General features: G+C 33.5%; 18 protein-coding genes and 1 tRNA gene. 9 read left to right on the top strand and 10 right to left on the bottom strand.

Annotation, left to right across the window (positions count from 1 at the left end; translation table 11 throughout):
• Window positions 1–782 precede the first annotated feature (782 nt).
• The gene (locus ACW9W3_RS02005) at window positions 783–1,688 is read left to right on the top strand and encodes a TIGR00341 family protein (RefSeq protein WP_457764495.1); all 906 of its coding nucleotides are present in this window, start codon (window positions 783–785) and stop codon (window positions 1,686–1,688) included.
• Between the two features lie 124 nt (window positions 1,689–1,812).
• Here ACW9W3_RS02005 and ACW9W3_RS02000 read toward each other — a convergent pair whose 3' ends face one another.
• The 5 genes from ACW9W3_RS02000 to ACW9W3_RS01980 form a co-directional block, all read right to left on the bottom strand.
• Window positions 1,813–2,418, bottom strand: a complete 606-nt coding sequence (locus ACW9W3_RS02000) for a hypothetical protein (RefSeq protein ID WP_457764494.1) — start codon at window positions 2,416–2,418, stop codon at window positions 1,813–1,815.
• A 140-nt stretch (window positions 2,419–2,558) separates the two neighbouring features.
• Window positions 2,559–2,673 (bottom strand) — tRNA-Met (locus ACW9W3_RS01995).
• A 73-nt stretch (window positions 2,674–2,746) separates the two neighbouring features.
• Window positions 2,747–4,408 (bottom strand): DNA topoisomerase I, encoded by a 1,662-nt coding sequence (locus ACW9W3_RS01990; protein WP_457764493.1) that lies wholly within the window; start codon window positions 4,406–4,408, stop codon window positions 2,747–2,749.
• Between the two features lie 77 nt (window positions 4,409–4,485).
• Complete coding sequence (locus ACW9W3_RS01985) at window positions 4,486–5,316, bottom strand: SDR family oxidoreductase (RefSeq protein ID WP_457764492.1); 831 nt, start codon at window positions 5,314–5,316, stop codon at window positions 4,486–4,488.
• Window positions 5,317–5,358: 42 nt separating this feature from the next.
• The gene (locus ACW9W3_RS01980; RefSeq protein WP_457764491.1) at window positions 5,359–7,869 is read right to left on the bottom strand and encodes a DEAD/DEAH box helicase; all 2,511 of its coding nucleotides are present in this window, start codon (window positions 7,867–7,869) and stop codon (window positions 5,359–5,361) included.
• Between the two features lie 95 nt (window positions 7,870–7,964).
• Between ACW9W3_RS01980 and ACW9W3_RS01975 the strand changes: the two genes are divergently transcribed.
• Window positions 7,965–8,741 (top strand): DNA-methyltransferase, encoded by a 777-nt coding sequence (locus ACW9W3_RS01975; RefSeq protein WP_457764490.1) that lies wholly within the window; start codon window positions 7,965–7,967, stop codon window positions 8,739–8,741.
• Here ACW9W3_RS01975 and ACW9W3_RS01970 read toward each other — a convergent pair whose 3' ends face one another.
• The gene (locus ACW9W3_RS01970; RefSeq protein WP_457764489.1) at window positions 8,742–9,086 is read right to left on the bottom strand and encodes a Sec-independent protein translocase subunit TatA/TatB; all 345 of its coding nucleotides are present in this window, start codon (window positions 9,084–9,086) and stop codon (window positions 8,742–8,744) included.
• Window positions 9,087–9,213: 127 nt separating this feature from the next.
• On the opposite strand from ACW9W3_RS01970, the gene ACW9W3_RS01965 reads away from it, so the two are divergent.
• A complete protein-coding gene (locus ACW9W3_RS01965; protein ID WP_457764488.1) occupies window positions 9,214–9,528 on the top strand; it encodes a P-II family nitrogen regulator in 315 nt (104 codons plus the stop codon).
• Here the strand turns inward: ACW9W3_RS01965 and ACW9W3_RS01960 are convergent.
• Genes ACW9W3_RS01960 through ACW9W3_RS01950 form a run of 3 tightly spaced genes read right to left on the bottom strand, consistent with a single transcriptional unit; the run spans window position 9,525 to window position 12,141 of the window.
• Window positions 9,525–10,679 carry an MFS transporter gene (locus tag ACW9W3_RS01960; protein ID WP_457764487.1) on the bottom strand — a complete coding sequence of 385 codons (1,155 nt, stop codon included), beginning with the start codon at window positions 10,677–10,679 and terminating at the stop codon, window positions 9,525–9,527. The two genes, ACW9W3_RS01965 and ACW9W3_RS01960, sit on opposite strands and share 4 nt — an antisense overlap.
• Window positions 10,676–11,365, bottom strand: coding sequence for a class I SAM-dependent methyltransferase (locus ACW9W3_RS01955; protein ID WP_457764486.1), 690 nt, complete (start codon window positions 11,363–11,365; stop codon window positions 10,676–10,678). The genes ACW9W3_RS01960 and ACW9W3_RS01955 overlap by 4 nt, the downstream gene beginning before the upstream one ends.
• Before the next feature lie 50 nt (window positions 11,366–11,415).
• Window positions 11,416–12,141 (bottom strand): archaeal proteasome endopeptidase complex subunit alpha, encoded by a 726-nt coding sequence (locus ACW9W3_RS01950; RefSeq protein ID WP_457764485.1) that lies wholly within the window; start codon window positions 12,139–12,141, stop codon window positions 11,416–11,418.
• Window positions 12,142–12,246: 105 nt separating this feature from the next.
• Between ACW9W3_RS01950 and ACW9W3_RS01945 the strand changes: the two genes are divergently transcribed.
• Both ACW9W3_RS01945 and ACW9W3_RS01940 read left to right on the top strand, forming a co-directional pair.
• Entirely contained in the window at window positions 12,247–12,630 is a 384-nt protein-coding gene (locus ACW9W3_RS01945) for an ArsR/SmtB family transcription factor (protein ID WP_457764484.1), read from the top strand.
• A gap of 67 nt (window positions 12,631–12,697) precedes the next feature.
• Window positions 12,698–13,972 carry a Glu/Leu/Phe/Val family dehydrogenase gene (locus ACW9W3_RS01940; protein ID WP_457764483.1) on the top strand — a complete coding sequence of 425 codons (1,275 nt, stop codon included), beginning with the start codon at window positions 12,698–12,700 and terminating at the stop codon, window positions 13,970–13,972.
• 2 nt (window positions 13,973–13,974) lie between these two features.
• Here ACW9W3_RS01940 and ACW9W3_RS01935 read toward each other — a convergent pair whose 3' ends face one another.
• A complete protein-coding gene (locus tag ACW9W3_RS01935) occupies window positions 13,975–14,352 on the bottom strand; it encodes a toprim domain-containing protein (protein WP_457764499.1) in 378 nt (125 codons plus the stop codon).
• A 50-nt stretch (window positions 14,353–14,402) separates the two neighbouring features.
• Between ACW9W3_RS01935 and ACW9W3_RS01930 the strand changes: the two genes are divergently transcribed.
• From ACW9W3_RS01930 to ACW9W3_RS01915, 4 genes are all read left to right on the top strand, one after another.
• Window positions 14,403–15,086: a type 1 glutamine amidotransferase gene (locus tag ACW9W3_RS01930; protein WP_457764482.1), complete on the top strand. Its 684-nt coding sequence runs from the start codon at window positions 14,403–14,405 to the stop codon at window positions 15,084–15,086.
• A gap of 69 nt (window positions 15,087–15,155) precedes the next feature.
• Window positions 15,156–16,496, top strand: coding sequence for a tyrosine-type recombinase/integrase (locus ACW9W3_RS01925; RefSeq protein WP_457764481.1), 1,341 nt, complete (start codon window positions 15,156–15,158; stop codon window positions 16,494–16,496).
• 43 nt (window positions 16,497–16,539) lie between these two features.
• Window positions 16,540–16,842, top strand: coding sequence for a hypothetical protein (locus tag ACW9W3_RS01920; protein WP_457764480.1), 303 nt, complete (start codon window positions 16,540–16,542; stop codon window positions 16,840–16,842).
• A 32-nt stretch (window positions 16,843–16,874) separates the two neighbouring features.
• Window positions 16,875–17,516, top strand: coding sequence for a hypothetical protein (locus ACW9W3_RS01915; RefSeq protein ID WP_457764479.1), 642 nt, complete (start codon window positions 16,875–16,877; stop codon window positions 17,514–17,516).
• The last annotated feature ends 139 nt before the right edge of the window (window positions 17,517–17,655 follow it).

Raw genomic sequence — 17,655 nt, 5'->3', positions numbered from 1 at the left:
ACTGAAAGAATAACTAACATGGCAATTGTCAGTTGTTTTGATTTTTTCATACTGTCTATAACAAATATGTGAAGATAAGGTTTGATGAAATTTCATTTTTACCAAAAAATAACTCTAACAAATTTACTGCCATTCATACTTGCCTATTTTTTTAGACTGTTATGAAAAATTACTCATGATAATATTTTCAAATTCAATCTTGTATCATAAACGCAAGTCAAATAATTGTCAATACTATGTTTGTTTTATAAATAAATTAAAAGAAATTGAAATGAATTATTTTATTTGAATTTTATTTATTGTATCATTTTTTCTTTTTATCCAAAGTATTCACTTCCAACAGTACATCTAGTTCATTGATAAAACCTTCATGTATTTTGAATTTAATTTGATTATTCGCAATCAGTTGAATTAATACGATTCCTAAATCAACTGGTTTACTATAATTTGGATGATGTCAATTTGTATATTGCTTATCTTCAGATGCGAAAACCCCCACAATATGACTTTGGAAAAAGTTAAAGCATTAGATGATGAAGAATACGAAGACAGCTACGATAATGACGATGATTATGATTTCGAATAGAAATTAATCATCTAATTTTTTTATTTTATGTTTAGATATTATGAAAATATGTTTTGAATGATTATTAATATGGACATCATCTAAATAAAATAGAACAGAAATGAGAAAAATTGAAGTTATTTGTTATGAACAACAAAGTCAAAGTATAGAATTTACGTTCAAGAAATACAAAATCCCCTTTCATTCGGAATTAACAATGTCAGAAAATGAAAAACTGATTAGATATACAGGCATATGTCCTGATTCCTTAGCAAATGGATTATCTAATGAATTAAACAAAATCATAGATACTAGAACAAAAGATCTGTATGTTACAAGCTTTGCCATTGAGGCAACATTGTCAGACTATCTTTCAAATTATACTAAAGAACTAGAATCAAAACAAGTTAAAGTAAAAAAGAAAAAACTAATCGAAGAATATGACTCTATAATTGATCCTAATGTAAAATTTAACAAAAATCTGCTTTTCATGATAGTGATAGCTGCAGGAGTTGCAGTAGTTGGGCTATATGCAAACAATGCCTCTCTGGTTATCGGTGCAATGCTAATATCGCCTTTACTTGGACCGATTTCTGCTTTTTCATTTAACACTGCAGTTGGAAAAACAGATAAGATGATCAAGAGTCTAATTTCAGGCTCAATACTGTTGACATCTGTAATAGGTACTGGTGCTCTTTTAACAACAATCGCACTCCAATTTTCAGATTTACCGCTAACAAATGAGATTTTATCTCGAACTGAACTATCTCCTGTATTTTTAGCAGCTGCCATTGCTCTTGGTTTTGCAGGGGGTATTGCAATGTCTACCAACATTCCTGGAATTTTAGTAGGTGTTGCAATAGCTGCTGCTTTAGTTCCACCTGCAGCAGTTGCTGGAATTGGAATTGCATTATGGGATTTTGATATTTTTTCAAATGCTTTGACTCTTACAGGAGCTAATATCATAGGATTAGTTCTAGGAATGATGATAGTCTTTTTCATTGGTGGGGTTACACCAAGAAAGTTTTACGAAAAAGAAAAAGCTCAAAATCATATTATTGTCACAATTACTATTTTTATCGGATTGAGCATTCTTTTGGGCTTTTTGTTACTCAAATTTTGATCTAGAAAAAATATAGTCCGATTTTCTTAGATGGTTCAAAACATTGGGATTAACTATTTTTGTGTCTATTTCTATCCTTCAAAATGGTATCTGAATCCCTATGGAATTGAATTATTGATTCACACTAACGTATATTTCTATTTCTATCTTCTTTGATAATTTTAGAAATTTTATTGTATGATTTTTCAGATACTGATATCTTGTCAAATAAGGAAATAAATCTTAAATCTTCTCCTTTTTTCTCCATATGGTTATTTAGAAAATTTATTTTTTCTTTATTAATTCTTTTTTCTGATTCTGCTAATTTCAAATTTATATTAATAATTTTTCCTTCGATTTCAAAAATCATTTTTTCAATAGCATACTGTTGCTGAAAATTTTCTATTTTATCCAATTTTTCACGTAATCGTATACGTTGAATTTCTAATCTATCACGACTAATCATAATAGAGCCTTCAAGATTGAGATAGTTTGTGTTTACTATAATTTTATCGTACCAATAATCAATATCTCCATTAATGGTATTGCGATTAATATTCATCATGTCTGAAATCTTTCTTGCAGAATATCCGTAATCAAAATGTAATCTGTAAACTTCGTTTTGTCGTTTTATCTTTTCATCTTTTGAATATGGTCCGCCTTTCTTCTTTTTTGAATGAATATGTTTTCCCGATTCAATAAATTCTTGACTAATCCCAAAATCAGAATCTTTTGAAACGTTTTGCATCATTATTCTAGTATTAATTTATTTCTCTTCAAAGATCTCTTTAGTTCAATATTGACCCAAGCTTAGCACAAAATCCATCATAAATTTTCAAAAAATGGCATAGTTTTGAGCCTGATACTGTATAGTTGATTTAGTTTAATGTGTGCCGGGGGCGAGTTTCGAACTCGCGACCTCCAGATTATGAGTATTGCCTTAGTTGGAGAACCGTTAGAGATTACCAAGCGAACTGGCACTCTAACCAGGCTGAGCTACCCCGGCATACTATATGCCTAAAAATTTGGGAAATTAAATGATTCTACAACAAATGTGATTAATTGTTAGGTGTGAATTTTTACTTTATTTCATTCCATTTTACATTTTCATTTTTGACCCATAGGAATTTCTTTTGTAATGCTGATGTGTATAATTTCTCCCATTCAGCTCCTACCTCATCAGTCCATGCCTTGAATACGCGAGGATCAATATAGTTTCTCAAAGAAGTGCCAATGTTGTAATCTTTAGTTTTTTCAGACAAGTCTATTTGTAGTTCTAATTTCTGTAATCTTTCTTTTTGTTTTTTCTTTTGTTTTTTGATCTGTTCATTTAGTGTTTTAATTCTCTTTTCTTTACTTTTCTTTTGAGTATCAGTTTTTGGTTGAGATGCTAGAACCTTTTTGAGTGTCTCTTCGGTCTTCTTCCAAGCTTCTTCTTTCTTTACTTTTTTGAGTGTGTCTCTTTTCTTTTCTAATGATTGCTCAAAAGTTTTTGGAATTGTTCTTTTATGATTACACATCATAGCTGCCTCAAGATTTGCTAATTTTGCATGATATAGTTTCTCAGTTGCAGTCTTTCCTTTCATGTTATCATGTTCTACAAGATATTTTTTGACAACTGTAGTTGCCAAGTATGTTCTGAATACCTTTGCAGTTAATCCCTTTACGATACTTGAATAATATGCATTGACGTGTCTTGAAGTGATATCATCGAAGATCTCATCTTTTGGTTTTTTCTTTTCAACTAGTTTTTTTAGATTTTCTTGGAATTGTTTATCATGACCTTCTGCTACAACTGTTTCTTGCCATCTTACACTGTCTTTACCTAGAAAATCAAACTCTATGGTATTTGCAGTAATTTTGATGTGCTCTTTTCTAAGAGTTGTGGCACCTACTGTATCTGCCTCATCTGGATCTTTTTCGTCTCCTACCCTCATTGCAGTTCTGTAAATTAAATAACAAGCCGTTGCAATTCTGCTGATTTTTGGATCCTTGCTTTTCATGTCTACTACGATTTTATCTTTAATTTTGTCAATCTCTTTTGCAAGCTTTACTGCTTTTTCGTACTTTTCTTTGTCTCTGTCTTGTTTTAGTCCAGCAGTATCGGCAAGCCATACGTATTTTCTTTTTTGTGTGAGAAAATCCATCCAGCTTGCAAGCCACATAGAGTCTTTATCATGAATTATCTTTCCCCATTTACCTTCAGGTACTTTGGCTTCTTTTCCTAGATTTAGTGTAACGTCTTTTGCTGTGACTCTGGGTTTCCATCTTCCCCGAATTGGATGCTCTCCTCTTCCAATGAATATTCCAGGAGGCTCTGCCATGTAGTTTCCTACTTCAACTTCTTTGCCATCCATTATGGCAATCCCATATTTTGCTTTCAATTTCTCTCGCAACTCCTTTCTTTTTACAGCAAGTGCTTTTTTCTCCTCTTTAGTCATCATCTCTTTGAGATCTTTTTCTTTGTCAACTATTTTGTAGGCATTTGAAAAATCAATGTCTTCATATGATATTTTTTTAAATTTAGAATCTAGAGTTTTTGCAAAATCTGCTGTAAAGTTTTTCTGAAATACCTTATCCTGAGCATATGGGGTATCTTTCTTTTTTGCCCACTGGTATACCATTTCTTCTTGATTGGCATCAAGTGATACGGTCTCACCTTTGATCTTTATTGTAAATCCCTGTGCCTCATATTCAGGTGGGAATAAGATTCCATTATGTTGTAGCGTTTTCCATTTCATTTTTTTCACTTTAAAATTGCGGACTTTGATGAAAACTCTATTCTAAGTGTATATCAATTTAACGTACAAGTACTATTTCAGCCTGGAAATAGCTCTTTACTGAGATATTTCTCAAATTCTATGTCTGTTTTCATCTTTTTTGCTTCCATGAACATGGCAGCATCTGTTCCTACAATATATCGAGGTAGCATTTCGTCATCATGAATTGCTTTGATAATTACTTTGGCAACTTCTGAAGGTGGTGTCCCCATCTGTACCATCATCTTTAATCCTGAGAGAATATGTTCAGTGATCTCTTTGTATTTTGGATCTTTCTTTGAATCTGGAATCTTCATTGATTCAAAAAAGTTTGTTTTAATCACTCCTGGTTCAATTAGAGTAGTCCTTATTCCAAATTGTCCAAGTTCGTATCTGAGACATTCACCTAATCCTTCTAGTGCAAACTTTGAACTAATGTATGCAGGTGAACCTGGAAGGCCCATTCTTCCTGCAACTGAACTAATGTTTATGATGTTTCCTGATTTTTGCTTTCTCATTATTGGTGCAACTTCTTGAATTATTCTTACAATGCTAAAAAAATTGGTTTCAAACTGTTTTCTGAAATCGTCTACTGTTACATCTTCTGTACATCCAAACTGCCCGTATCCTGCATTGTTTACTAAAACATCTAATCTTTGATGATCTGACATTATTTTTTTTATTGCAGAAATAATTGATTCTTCATTGTCAACATCTAACTGAATAATTTCTATTGATAGATTTTCTTTTTTTGCAGCTTGCTCTAGTTCTGCTGATTTTTTTGTATCTCTCATACTTGCAAAAGTTTTGTAGCCGTCCTTTGCAAGTGCTAGTACAGCTTCCAATCCAATACCTGATGAACTGCCTGTAACTAGAGCTACTTTTTGCATATAATTACTAGATTTTTGATCTATTTATCCCATTTTGATTTGTTATACCAGTGGTCTATCTCCTTCAGTGGGATCGATCAATTCTGTTTTTTCTCCTTTGTTTATTCTCTCAAGAATTTCCAATGCTGAATATTTGTGAAGAAATTCATTATTGTTTCCACATCTATATGAGAAGGTACATCGTGGACATCCTGACTCGTTTTTGCACGGGCACTCCTTTACGATATGCATGCTTCTCTCAAGAGCTTTCTCAAATCTATCATACAATGCCTTACTTGCACCACTTCCTCCAATAGCCCCATCATAGATGAAAATCAAGCCTGAAGTGCCTAATGATATTCCTCCCAAGTCTTGAGAGACACCTCCTGTAATCATATTACTTCCTTCAATTACCACATGCTCTGTTGCATGGTATCCGCTGGCTTCTGCATAATCCTCATCCTCTGCTTTTTCTATAACATTAAGAGGTCTTGGTGCATGAAAGACAATTCCTTTAGTGATAAAATCATACTCTAATGGCATGTCTAGTATTACTTTTTCACCTTGAGTGATATCTTGCCCTAACTCGATATTGACATATCCGTAAACTTTCTTTTGAATATGTAATTTACAAAATGCAACTTCTACTCCATTTGCAATTCTTTTCTCAAAAACAGTTTCTATCGTTGGCCATTCTTCAGTTAATGATTTTGTATAGTATGGATAGTCTCTTGAGATTCTTTCTAGTCTTGCAATATTTTTTTTAGGATAATCGAATTCTTTTACTCTATAGCGAATACCTGCTAAAAAATAGATTGCATCTTTATGTAATTCTTCTAATGCGATTGGCAGTACTCTATCTCCAACTTTTCTATCTGATAGGAATATGTCAATGGATTTACCTATTCCTCTAATGCTGTATTCATTTAACATGGAATTTATTTTATCAAAATTGGGAACAATTCTATTGTTAAATATTTTCAGATTTTCTTTGATGATGTGTTGTTCTATGACTTCTTGATGCTCTTTTAGTTCGTGTTTTGAAATTGGTCTATCGCATGCCATTGCCAACACTTGAAATTCTTCTACAAATGGATTTTTTGGATCAATGTATGTTTTTTCAATGTCTTCAAAATAATCATCAGGGTGATTTTTGTAATATTGTGATATTGGGTCATTTCCCAATGCCAAAAATGCATATCCTCTCTGTCCTTTTCTAGCAGCTCTTCCTATTCTCTGGATTAGTCTATTGACAGGAATGGTAGATGAAATTACACAATCTACATTTCCAACATCTATACCTAATTCAAGCGTGGGAGTACACGAAATTGCTTGTAATTTGTCTTCTTTGAATTGCTTTTCTACTGAAGTTCTATAGTTTGCCATTAATCCGGCTCGATGAACTTTGATGTTGACTTTTTGTTTTTTTGCTTGAATTGCTAATAGTTCAGAATTAAGATGTGAGTTGTTGAATACCATTGTCTTGTGATTTTTTTCCGTTAATTTCTTTGTCAGTTCTACCATGAGTTTTCTTTGTGTTCTAAGTGATGGGAACAGCATAACAAAATCTGTTTGACCTTTTTTTCCAGATCCATAAATGATTTGCATCTTCTCACCAAATAATTTCTCACAAAATTTCTTTGCATCATCTAATGTTGCAGATGCTGCAACAAATTGTAATTTGTTACTGCAAATTCTTTTGAGTCTTTTTATGATATAGTGTACATTAGAACCAAAAATTCCTGAATACACGTGTGCCTCATCTACAATTAAAATTTTAGTAGATGATAGTAGAGAGGAAAATTTTGTTTGATGCCACATGTGGTAGTGTAATACATCAAAATTTGTAACTAAAATCTGAGGGGGATTGTCAATTATGTCTCGTCTGTCTGGAACTTTTGTATCTCCATCAAAAACTTTAACATTGACTCCAATCTTTTCTGCAAATTTTTGGATTTTTGGGAATTGATCTCTTGCTAACGCTTTTGTTGGATAAACAAAAATTGCAAAAACATTTCCTTCGTTTGCTTCTTTTTTTATTCTTTGAATCACTGGAATCAAGAATGCTTCTGTTTTTCCTGATGCAGTTGGTGCTTCAATTACAACGTTTTCACCAAATGTGATTTCCTGAATTGCTTCTTCTTGAAATTTGTAAAATTGTTCAATTTTTAATTCTTTGAGGTGCTCAGAAATTGATTCATCTAGACCCATCTCTTCAATTTTTGAGCCCATTTTAGGCTCAGGATTCTTCAATACCTTGTATTCTGAGATATAGTCTTTCTTTGAAAATAGGATTTCTTCAGTAATTTTGTCTGGTTTGTTATTTCCTATCATTTCTTTGATTTCGTTTTCTGCTCTGATGATTCCTTCATCCTTTAGCTCTTCTGATAGTCCAACACTTGTGACTAGACCCTTATCAAAGCGTGAGAGAAATTCCAGAAATACCTCGTCTATGTTTTTTGAAAATTCTAGCAGATCTTCTATGCCACATTTTTCACAAGAAACATGCATTTTTTTGTTAAATGTTTTTTGTATCTCTATCTTTGATTTGCATTTTGGACATGAGAATTTCAAGATCTACTTGCTAGTTCTTGATTGGTGATTTATTGTTTAATCATTATGGTAGACCCATGACATTATTAAGCTAGGAAATAGTCTTGAATTTAAAAATGAAAAAAATTGAAATCAACAAAATTTACAATCTGAACTGTATTGAAGGAATGAACTTAATTCCTAAGAATAAGATTGATCTTGTTATCACAGATCCTCCATTTGCAATAAATTTTAAGGCAAAAAAAGCAAATTATAACAGAACTTCATCACGTGTATTATCTGGTTACAATGAAATCAAGGCTAAAGATTACTATGATTTTACATTTGCATGGATGAGTGAAGTTTTTCGAATTCTAAAAGACTCTGGAAGCATGTATGTTTTTTCTGGATGGAATAATCTTAAAGACATTCTCCGGGCATTAGATGATGTTGGATTTACAACCATAAATCACATAATTTGGAAATATCAATTTGGAGTAGTTACAAAAAGAAAATTTGTCACTTCCCACTACCACTGTCTCTATGTCTGCAAAGATGACAAGAAACGAAAATTTTTTCCCTTTACTAGATTTGGTAAGGATGAAAAAACCAAAGATGGTCGAAGTCTTCACTATAGAGATAAAGAAGATGTTTGGGATATCAAAAGAGAGTACTGGACTGGAGATGAAAAAACACCGACTAAACTTCCATCTGAATTAATCCAAAAACTATTGGAATATTCTAGTGAAAAAAAAGATGTTGTATTTGATCCATTCCTTGGATCAGGACAAGTAGCAGTGGTAAGTAAATCCCTTAATCGACGTTATCTTGGTTTTGAAATAGTCCCTGATTACTACAAATTTGCCAAAAAGCGACTTGATAAAAACATGTACCGAATTAAAGATTCAAAATAATTATTTCTTTTCAGTTTCATCGATTCTTTTTTGACCTATTTTTTCTGCAATACTTTTTCGAATCTCTTCATCTGTTTTTCCTTCTATTTTGACTCCTGCAGATCTTCCAATCATTTCCAACTTTTCTCTTTCTGTTTCTACAGGTCCTGAAATTTTTGGTGACTCTTCAGTAACCTCTTTCATCTGATCTTGGATTTCATTTTTTGCTTTGTTGTATTCATTGACTGCTTTACCTAATTTTCTTGCTGTTCCGGGAAGCTTACCTGTCCCCAAAATCAATACAATAGCTACAAAAATTATGATTATCCATTCACTTCCGCCTACATTTAGTGAATACTCTAGCATATTCTGATATGTAAAAATTTGAAATTAAACGTAATGTTGCAGATTTATGCCTAAAATTAGATCTTATTGAATTTCATAGATGAGAATCGATTCCTGATTTTAAATAAATTCAAACTTGTCACAAATTATGAAAAAAGTCGAAGCAATAATTCAACCGGGAGCAAAAGATGCAGTAATTTCTGCTATCAAAAAAGTTGGTGTTGGTGGAGTTACTGTACATCAAGTTCAAGGTCAAGGCGCGCAAGATCCTCCTTTAGTCGGACAATACTTCAGTAGAGACCTGATTATTTGTATCGTAGATGATCCTAAACTAAATGATGTAATAGACGCAATTGCAAATGTTGCATGTACTGGAACGAAAGGTGATGGTAAAGTCTTTGTTACAGATGTAATTGATGCACTTGATATCTGCACCAAAAAACGTGGAACAATGGATATCTAATTCAAAACTCTTTGTGGTTCTAGTTTCTTTCTAGATATTATTGCAAATACTGCAACTGCTATTCCTATTACACAAAATAAGGCATACGGTGTTTCATTTCCAAATGATTGTGATATTGGACCTCCAAGTGTTGGTCCTATCGCCCACCCCATACCGAAAATTGTTTCATAAGCCCCAATTATTTTTCCTGATATTGCTTTTCTTGTCTTACTCAAAATTATCTCCAATGTAAGCGGGAAGAAAATACTAAATCCAAATCCCATCAAAACTAATGCAATTCCAAAAGTAATGATTGATTCAGCATAAATTGATATTGCCAATCCGATTGACACTGCAATCGTTCCTGCAATCAGAGTCTGACTCGTATTTCTTGCAAACTTTCCTGCTAGTGCTAGAGACACAACTCTAGATATTCCAAAAACAAAATACAGCAATAAAATGTCTGATGCAGTCATTCCTCTGTCATTTAGAAATGCAGGAAAAATTGTGAGAATTATCCCAAAAGAGGATGTACAAAAAATCAATAATACTATGACTTCGGGAAATTTTCTCATTTGTTTAATTGATGAAAAAGAAAATCCCTCATGGTGATTTCTAACACTCTTTCTTGAGGCTAAAAGTGAAGTAATTATTCCTGCTGCTAGAATGAATGCTGCAATTTGGAATAGAATTCTATAAGATATGTCTAGACTTTCTAAGAATACTGTTCCAAGTAATGGACCTACCATAAACCCCATCACAAAAAACATTGTAAACCACGAAATATTTCTGACTCTATTTTTCTCAGAACTTTCATTAGATATTATTGACTCACATGGAGGCCAAAAAAATGCGTGAGCAATTCCTGTCATTACTCGAAATCCCATAATCTCTGGAACCGATTGTGCAATAGATAGAAGATAAATTGATGCAGAATTCAATGCAGCACCTACTGCAAGTAAATACCCGTTGTTGATTCTGTCTAGGAGAATTCCTACAAACAATGGGATGAACATGTAGGGAATGAAATTTGTTAATCCGATTAAACCAAGCTCTGAATATGTTGCGCCAATGACGTTCTTTGCAAATACTGGTAAGATTGGACCATGAAGTCCATATGAAATTCCAATTATTAGGCCTGTAATGTTAACTAGAATCAGTACTCTGTTCATTTGTATGCGGCAACCATTATTGCCCCACCCATAAGATCTTTCTCAAATTCAACTCTAGAAAATTTTTCTAGAATTAATCCTTCAAGTTTTTTATTTGCAGGCCATCTCTTGAATGTTCCATAAAGTGTTCCAAACTTTAATCCCAATCTCCCACCTGCAATAAATGCTAGAATTGGTAAAATGCATCGAAGATAAAATGAAACCCCTGCTCTGATGAATACATTATCTGGTTTTCCTAAATCTACAATTACAAATCTGCCATCTTTTTTTAAAACTCTATGAATTTCTGAAATTGCAATTCTCAAATTGATTGCATCCCTTAAAGAATATCCGCATAACACAGCATCAAATTCTTCATCTCTAAACGGAATATGCTCAAATACTCCATTTGCCATATCTGGAGATTTATCAAAATGATTACTTGTATTTTTTAGCATCGGGACAAGTGGGTCATAAAGTGTAATTGAAATTTTACCGTCAGTTAATCTCATGGCCGTTTTTGACATGTTACCAAAACCAGAACCTGCATCAAGAATCTTGTTTCCTGGAAGAACTCTTCCTGAAATTCCACGATTTCTATGTTCAACGTCTTTTCCCAATGAGATGATGGAATTTACTTTGTCATAAACTGGAATGATTTCACGAAGTACTTCCATTACTTCACCCCAATAACTTCCTAATCCCATAATTTATCGTCTCAGTAAATTAGGTTGAATATTTTTCAAATCTAAAACTTCTATTTGGTATCAAATTTTGATGCGTTTTTAGAATAGTTTTCTACGTCTGATTCAGAAATTTTCTCAAAAACTTTTGATTCTGCTGTTATCTTCGCCATTTTTACATTGCTTGCACCATCTTTTTGTTCTGCCTTTAGATTAATTGCTGCAATAGCTAATGCTGCTGCATCTTCTAAATTCATGTCGTCCTTGTAGAATTTTTCCAAAAATTCATTGACATCATCTGCACCTGCACCAATTGCAACTGCTGAATATTGTAAATAAGTTCCACTTGGATCTGTAACATAGATTGATTCCCCTTTCTGATCAATTCCTGCAATAATCATAGAGACACCGTTTGGACGTACTCCACCATATTGTGTAAATTGATGTGCTTGATCAGCTAAATGCTTTGCAACTGTTGCAACCTCTACTGATTCATCATAAGTCATTCTATTCCCCTGTGAAAAGAATCTTGCACTGTCTACTTGAACACGTGCATCTGGAATGTATCCTGCTGCTGCAACTCCTATATGATAATCGACTTGAAAGATTTTCTGTGTAATATTTTTAGTTTGTAATGGACGTGGTTTTTCTTCTACTGCTAAAATGACACCTTCTTTACTGAGAATACCTATTGCTAAAGTTCCTCTTTTTACGGTCTCAATTGCATATTCCACTTGGTATATTCTTCCATCTGGAGAATACATGGTTGGTGTCATATCATAACCACGTGATGCCATCATGTTATCACGAGTCCATTCTCAGTCAATTTAAGGGTAATTGTCTTGCCTGAATATGGAAAAGATCTGGAAATAGTGTTTTAAGCAAATTTTTACTATTTTTATTTAATGATGAATCAGCTTCTAGAATTCAAAGAAATCATTAGATCTCGACAAGTATTACCGCAAAGAAAGCCTGACAAACAGACCCGAAAATTACTACTTTACTTGTTTACAAGTACGCGAGGAGGTTTTAGTAGATTACGAATAATAATTCACTTGCTTGCAAAACCATACAATACTCATCAATTAGCACAAACACTTGACCTTGATTACAAGGCTATTCAACATCATTTGAAAGTACTTGAAAAAAATAACATGATTTCAAAAGTTGGTGAGAAATACGGGGCGATTTACCATCTCTCAAACTTTCTTGAATTAAATATTCATACTTTGGAAGAAGCTATAGACAAGCTAGATAGAAAAATGAATCAGAAAAAAATATACATGTAATTTTGAAGTTAGCGATCTGAAATTGTAAATGAAACTTAATATAATATGCTAAATTTTAAAAATTATCTTGGTCAAACATGATCCATTTGCAAATGCAACTCAGCAAGTTAATGATGCATGTGATCTTTTAGGGATTAAAGATAAGGGGTTGCGTGAATATCTTGCAATTCCTAACAAAGTTTTGAGAGTAAAAATTCCTGTACTAATGGATAATGGAAAAATTAGAATTTTCATGGGTTTTAGAAGTCAACATAATAATGATAGAGGTCCATACAAAGGCGGCATTCGTTACTTTAACCCAGAAGGAGGAGTTGAATATATGGAACGTGAAGTAATGGCTCTTTCATCTTGGATGACTTGGAAATGTGCAATTGTTGATGTTCCATTAGGTGGAGGAAAAGGCGGTGTATTTGTAAATCCAAAAACTGAAAAAATTAGTGAAGCAGAACTTGAAAGATTGACACGTGGTTTTGCATTTAAAATTAATGAGATTATTGGACCTGGAAAAGATATTCCAGCTCCTGATGTTTACACAACTGGAAAAGAAATGACACAAATCATGGATACATTTAACAAATTAAACGGTAACATATCTACACCTGGTGTTATTACTGGAAAACCAATTTCAATGGGAGGTTCTCTAGCAAGAAATGTTGCAACTGGTTTGGGTGCAGCATACTGTGTAAGAGAGGCTGCAAAAGCAATTAAACTAAATCTAAAAGGTGCCAAAGTTGTTTTACAAGGATTTGGAAATGCGTCAACATTTGCAGGTGAGTATCTTGAAAAAATGGGTGCCAAAATTATTGGTTGTAGTGATTCTAAAGGCTCTATCTCAATTCCAAGTGGTGCAAAAGTTAGCAAAATTTTAGAGTATAAACAAAAACATGGTTCTGTAGTTGGATTCCCAGGAAGCAAAAAAATCTCAACTGAGGAATTACTTACAACAAAATGTGATGTTTTAGTTCCAGGTGCACTTGAAAATCAAATCAATGCAAAGATTGCAAAGAATCTAAATTGTAAAATTATTGCAGAAGCTGCCAATGGTCCAACATTACCTGAAGCAGATCCAATTATCTTCCAAAAGAAAATTTTAGTTATTCCTGATATTTTAGCAAACTCTGGCGGTGTATGTATCTCATATCTTGAATGGGTTCAAAATAACATGGGCTACTATTGGAGCTTTGATGAGGTTGCAAACAAGATGGAGAAAAATATCACTAAAGGTTTCAAGGATGCATATGAAATGTCAAAGAAACACAAAGTTGACATGAGAAGGGCTACTATGGCTTTGGCAGTAGAAAGAGTTGTAGAAGCATTTAACCAAAAAGGTATTTGGCCTTAATCTTATACTAGAAAAGATTCGTAACAAACTAATTGCTCAATGAACATAATTTTTCCTTTTGTAATTGCTTTTAGTTTTCTTTTATAAGAAAGATCAATGTTAGTACGTCTTTGTAATAATTGAATTGTTTTTCCAGTAAGATGTCTTCCTTTTTTATCTCTGTCAAAAAGGATTATGATGTTTTCATATTTTGCTGCATTATCTGTAAAGTCTACCATTCCCCTGAACTTGTGAAATTCTAATATCTTCCCGAAGAAACCAACCTTTCTTAATGCTCTAGAATCTCTTTTCCCTTCAACAATCACTACACAATCTTTTTTAGAGTTTAGATGAAAAATAAAATTCTTTAATTCTATAATTTCTTGTTCAGAAACTAGCACATTGTCTGATGTCATTTTAACATATTAAGCACTTTTGGAAATAGAAAATAATGTCCGATGTTCTACTTGTACAAAATACAAGAATTGAAGGCTCAGGTTATCTGGGTGAATTATTACAAAAAGATGGATTTGAAATTACATCTGTAAATGCCAAACATGAAAAACTCCCAGACAAAGATTTTCAGCTAGTCGTAATTTTAGGTGCACCTGAAAGTGCAAATGATGATTTACCATACCTCCAAGAAGAACAACAACTTGTCAAAAAATCTGTTGAACATAATGTACCTGTACTTGGAATTTGTTTGGGTTCACAGTTAATTGCAAAATCATTTGGTGCCAAAGTCTATCGTGGACCCAGAAAAGAAATTGGATTTTACAGTGATTTGAAAATTAGCAATAATACTTCTCTTTTCAAAGGATTCACAAATCCGTTTACTGTGTTTCATTGGCATGGTGATACTTTTGATTTACCTGATGGTGCTGTTAATTTGGTCTCATCTCAGTATTATCCTAATCAGGCATTTCAATACAAAAGTGCTATTGGATTACAATTTCATTTGGAGGTAAATGAGGAAATGGTGAATCTGTGGCTTGATAATACCGAGGAAAAACTACAAAAAATCTCATATATCGATCCACAAAAAATTCGCTCTGACATTGTTGAAAATATTTCAACTGTAAAATCAAATATGGAGAATTTTTACAACAATTTCAAAACGTCATTTGACCTTTGACCAAAGTTTAATATACAAAACTTTGTTCATTGTCAAACTTTAATTGATGATTTTGCAATGTAATGTATCTTGAGAGCAAAGACGCTTACGATTGACTATGATTGGGAAGAATACTCTGCAATAAAAAAATGGAAGATGAGCCTTACCAAAAAAAGCATCAAGGGCGAGCTCTCGCAATCTACATGGAAGAGCTCTACCTATTGGATGAAAAAGATACTGATATCCTCAGGACTCAACCCACACAATCTGGTATCAGAGGCACTTGAAAATCCTGAACATGGCGAGGATAGACTCTATGAGTGTTTTGAGTGGTGCAAAAAGCACAATCAGAATCACAACTCTGCAATCATCGGAGTGTATGGGGTTCTTCGTGGATTCTATTCGCATAACAATGTGGACACAAGAAGATGGTCAAGTCCCAAGATGCAGCCAAGGCAGGTAATGCAGACAGATGCAGGATATGCACTGTTTAGGACAAATGATACGACAAAAAAACTGGAGCTTGACATGACGCTTGTCAGATCTTTTCTAAAAAAATTAAGTTTTCGAGACGAGACAATTGCCGTATGTCTCTTTTCGTCTGGACTTGACATTGGTGACCTTGCAAAGATTGATCTGAGTTTTGTAGCAGGACAGCAGAAAAGTCAGAGACTTTTTCTTTCCGGATACAGGGAGAAAAACGGAGAGTGGATAAAGACATTTTTTAGCAGGGAGGCAACATCCATGCTGCGCAAGTATGTCTTAGAAGAACGCCTTGATGCAGCCGATTCAGAACCGATATTTGTCACATCAAAAAAGGAGAGAAAGAGGCAGTTCAAAAAAGAGCATGGCAGGAGATTTGCATCTGATGGAATTGACACGCTTCCAAGGGGAAGAAGGATTGACACTCGAGTCGTTGCAACCAACTTTAGAAAAGCGCAAGAACTGCTTGGGATACAACTGCAAAACGGAATACAGGCACCATTGCGTCCAAAGAGATTCAGACACGGATTCAGACAGGCATGTCAGCACGCAGGACTGCAAGACGACATGGCACGAGTGTTCATGGGACAGAAGGGAATGTCTTCAAAGACATACCAGTCAAAGTCAAGAGAGGAACTTGAGACCTTCTATGAGATGGTAGAGCCCTACGTTACGGTTTATTCTGATCTCAAGGCATCTGACATTGAAAAAGAGTTTGAGAAAAGAGAGAAGCAGCAAACCAAACTGCACGAGCAAAAGATTGCAGAGATGGAAGAAATGATGCATGAGATGCAAAAGGAGATGGTATTGCAAAGATCATCTATAGCATTGCACAACGCAATGAGGGGAATTCCTACCGTAGTTGACCTAAAACAATTGGAGTCTCAAAGTAATAGAAAACCAGAAGCACTTTCATGGAAACCTCTTTTGCATAATTTTACAGATTAAAATTTCTACTTTTCAAGTATTATTCAAAACAAGATTAATGATATTGGAAAAATCACGCGGAATTGGGCAGTTAGGAGATGATACTATTATCCATAAAGATACGAAATTAGATTCCAAAGGTAGATTGGTCTATGAGTTTGAAAAAACCAGAGTCGGAACTTTGAAACTCAACATCAAGCAACATACCATTGAAAACATTGGGGCATTTACCACTGTAAAGAAGAACTTGAAACTAAACGGTGATAGAGGTCGGCAATGGTGGGGAAAACTAACTGATGTGAGGTTAAAGGAGAGGAATATTTCAACGCCCTTTAATCTATCCATTTTTGACCATATGAAAATATGATTAAATATCAACACTGAATAGAAAAATCCCCGATGGCATTTGATGATACTTTTGTAACAAATTTGATATTGGTCGTAGTACCTACTGTGATAGGTGTTCTAGGTTCGAATTTTTTAATCAATGCTTGGCAAATTAGAAAAGAAAAATTTTCGTTGAGAAAAGATTTGATATCTTCTTTTCATGAATCTTTTTCAAAATCAAATATAGGACTCTATGAATTATACGTAAAAATATCTGAAGAATATACCACACTTCCACGAGATTCTAAGATGGATCATGCTTCTCATTTAGCTATAGTGAATTTTCCTCAAAACGAAAATGAAAAACCAGTAAAACTTTTCTTAGATGATTATAAAAAATTGATGTTTAAAAATATCGAATTACAACACAAATGTCATCACTTTGATACCCTTATTGATTTACATTTTAAATCTCCTGAAAAATTCCAAAAACCACTTAATTCATTATTCGATTCATTTGAATTTACAATTAATGAATTAAAGCGTATGGTTTATTCAGATAATTTAGAAGATATACAAACATCATCATTAGAACTTAGAAATCATTTTGAAAAAAACTATGCTTTGCTTTCTTCTGTGACTGACTTGCTACTTTCTGAAAAATTGAAAAACCCTCAAGAAAGCGTCTTTAATTTTTCATTTTTCAAAAAATAATTCCAACAAATCATACCATCGTCTTTCTTTAGTTGACCGCAGGTTTTTGAGCATAAAGAGGGGGGATTGCCTTTTTACTGATTGTCGATAAATTCGTTAACGCCTAGTGACAGGGATTTGAACCAAAACAGTAAAACCC

It is taken from the genome of Candidatus Nitrosopumilus sp. bin_68KS (assembly GCF_054095825.1).
This window is presented reverse-complemented; position numbering and strand designations above follow the sequence as displayed.

Bases quoted from the DNA above. Each gene is read 5' to 3' on its own strand.
- ACW9W3_RS01975 (WP_457764490.1), top strand. From the start codon at position 7,965: ATGAAAAAAATTGAAATCAACAAAATTTACAATCTGAACTGTATTGAA.
- ACW9W3_RS01930 (WP_457764482.1), top strand. From the start codon at position 14,403: ATGTCCGATGTTCTACTTGTACAAAATACAAGAATTGAAGGCTCAGGT.
- ACW9W3_RS01945 (WP_457764484.1), top strand. From the start codon at position 12,247: ATGATGAATCAGCTTCTAGAATTCAAAGAAATCATTAGATCTCGACAA.
- ACW9W3_RS01955 (WP_457764486.1), bottom strand. From the start codon at position 11,365: ATGGGATTAGGAAGTTATTGGGGTGAAGTAATGGAAGTACTTCGTGAA.
- ACW9W3_RS01965 (WP_457764488.1), top strand. From the start codon at position 9,214: ATGAAAAAAGTCGAAGCAATAATTCAACCGGGAGCAAAAGATGCAGTA.
- ACW9W3_RS01960 (WP_457764487.1), bottom strand. From the start codon at position 10,679: ATGAACAGAGTACTGATTCTAGTTAACATTACAGGCCTAATAATTGGA.
- ACW9W3_RS01985 (WP_457764492.1), bottom strand. From the start codon at position 5,316: ATGCAAAAAGTAGCTCTAGTTACAGGCAGTTCATCAGGTATTGGATTG.
- ACW9W3_RS01970 (WP_457764489.1), bottom strand. From the start codon at position 9,086: ATGCTAGAGTATTCACTAAATGTAGGCGGAAGTGAATGGATAATCATA.
- ACW9W3_RS01990 (WP_457764493.1), bottom strand. From the start codon at position 4,408: ATGAAATGGAAAACGCTACAACATAATGGAATCTTATTCCCACCTGAA.
- ACW9W3_RS02005 (WP_457764495.1), top strand. From the start codon at position 783: ATGTCAGAAAATGAAAAACTGATTAGATATACAGGCATATGTCCTGAT.
- ACW9W3_RS01915 (WP_457764479.1), top strand. From the start codon at position 16,875: ATGGCATTTGATGATACTTTTGTAACAAATTTGATATTGGTCGTAGTA.
- ACW9W3_RS02000 (WP_457764494.1), bottom strand. From the start codon at position 2,418: ATGATGCAAAACGTTTCAAAAGATTCTGATTTTGGGATTAGTCAAGAA.
- ACW9W3_RS01950 (WP_457764485.1), bottom strand. From the start codon at position 12,141: ATGATGGCATCACGTGGTTATGATATGACACCAACCATGTATTCTCCA.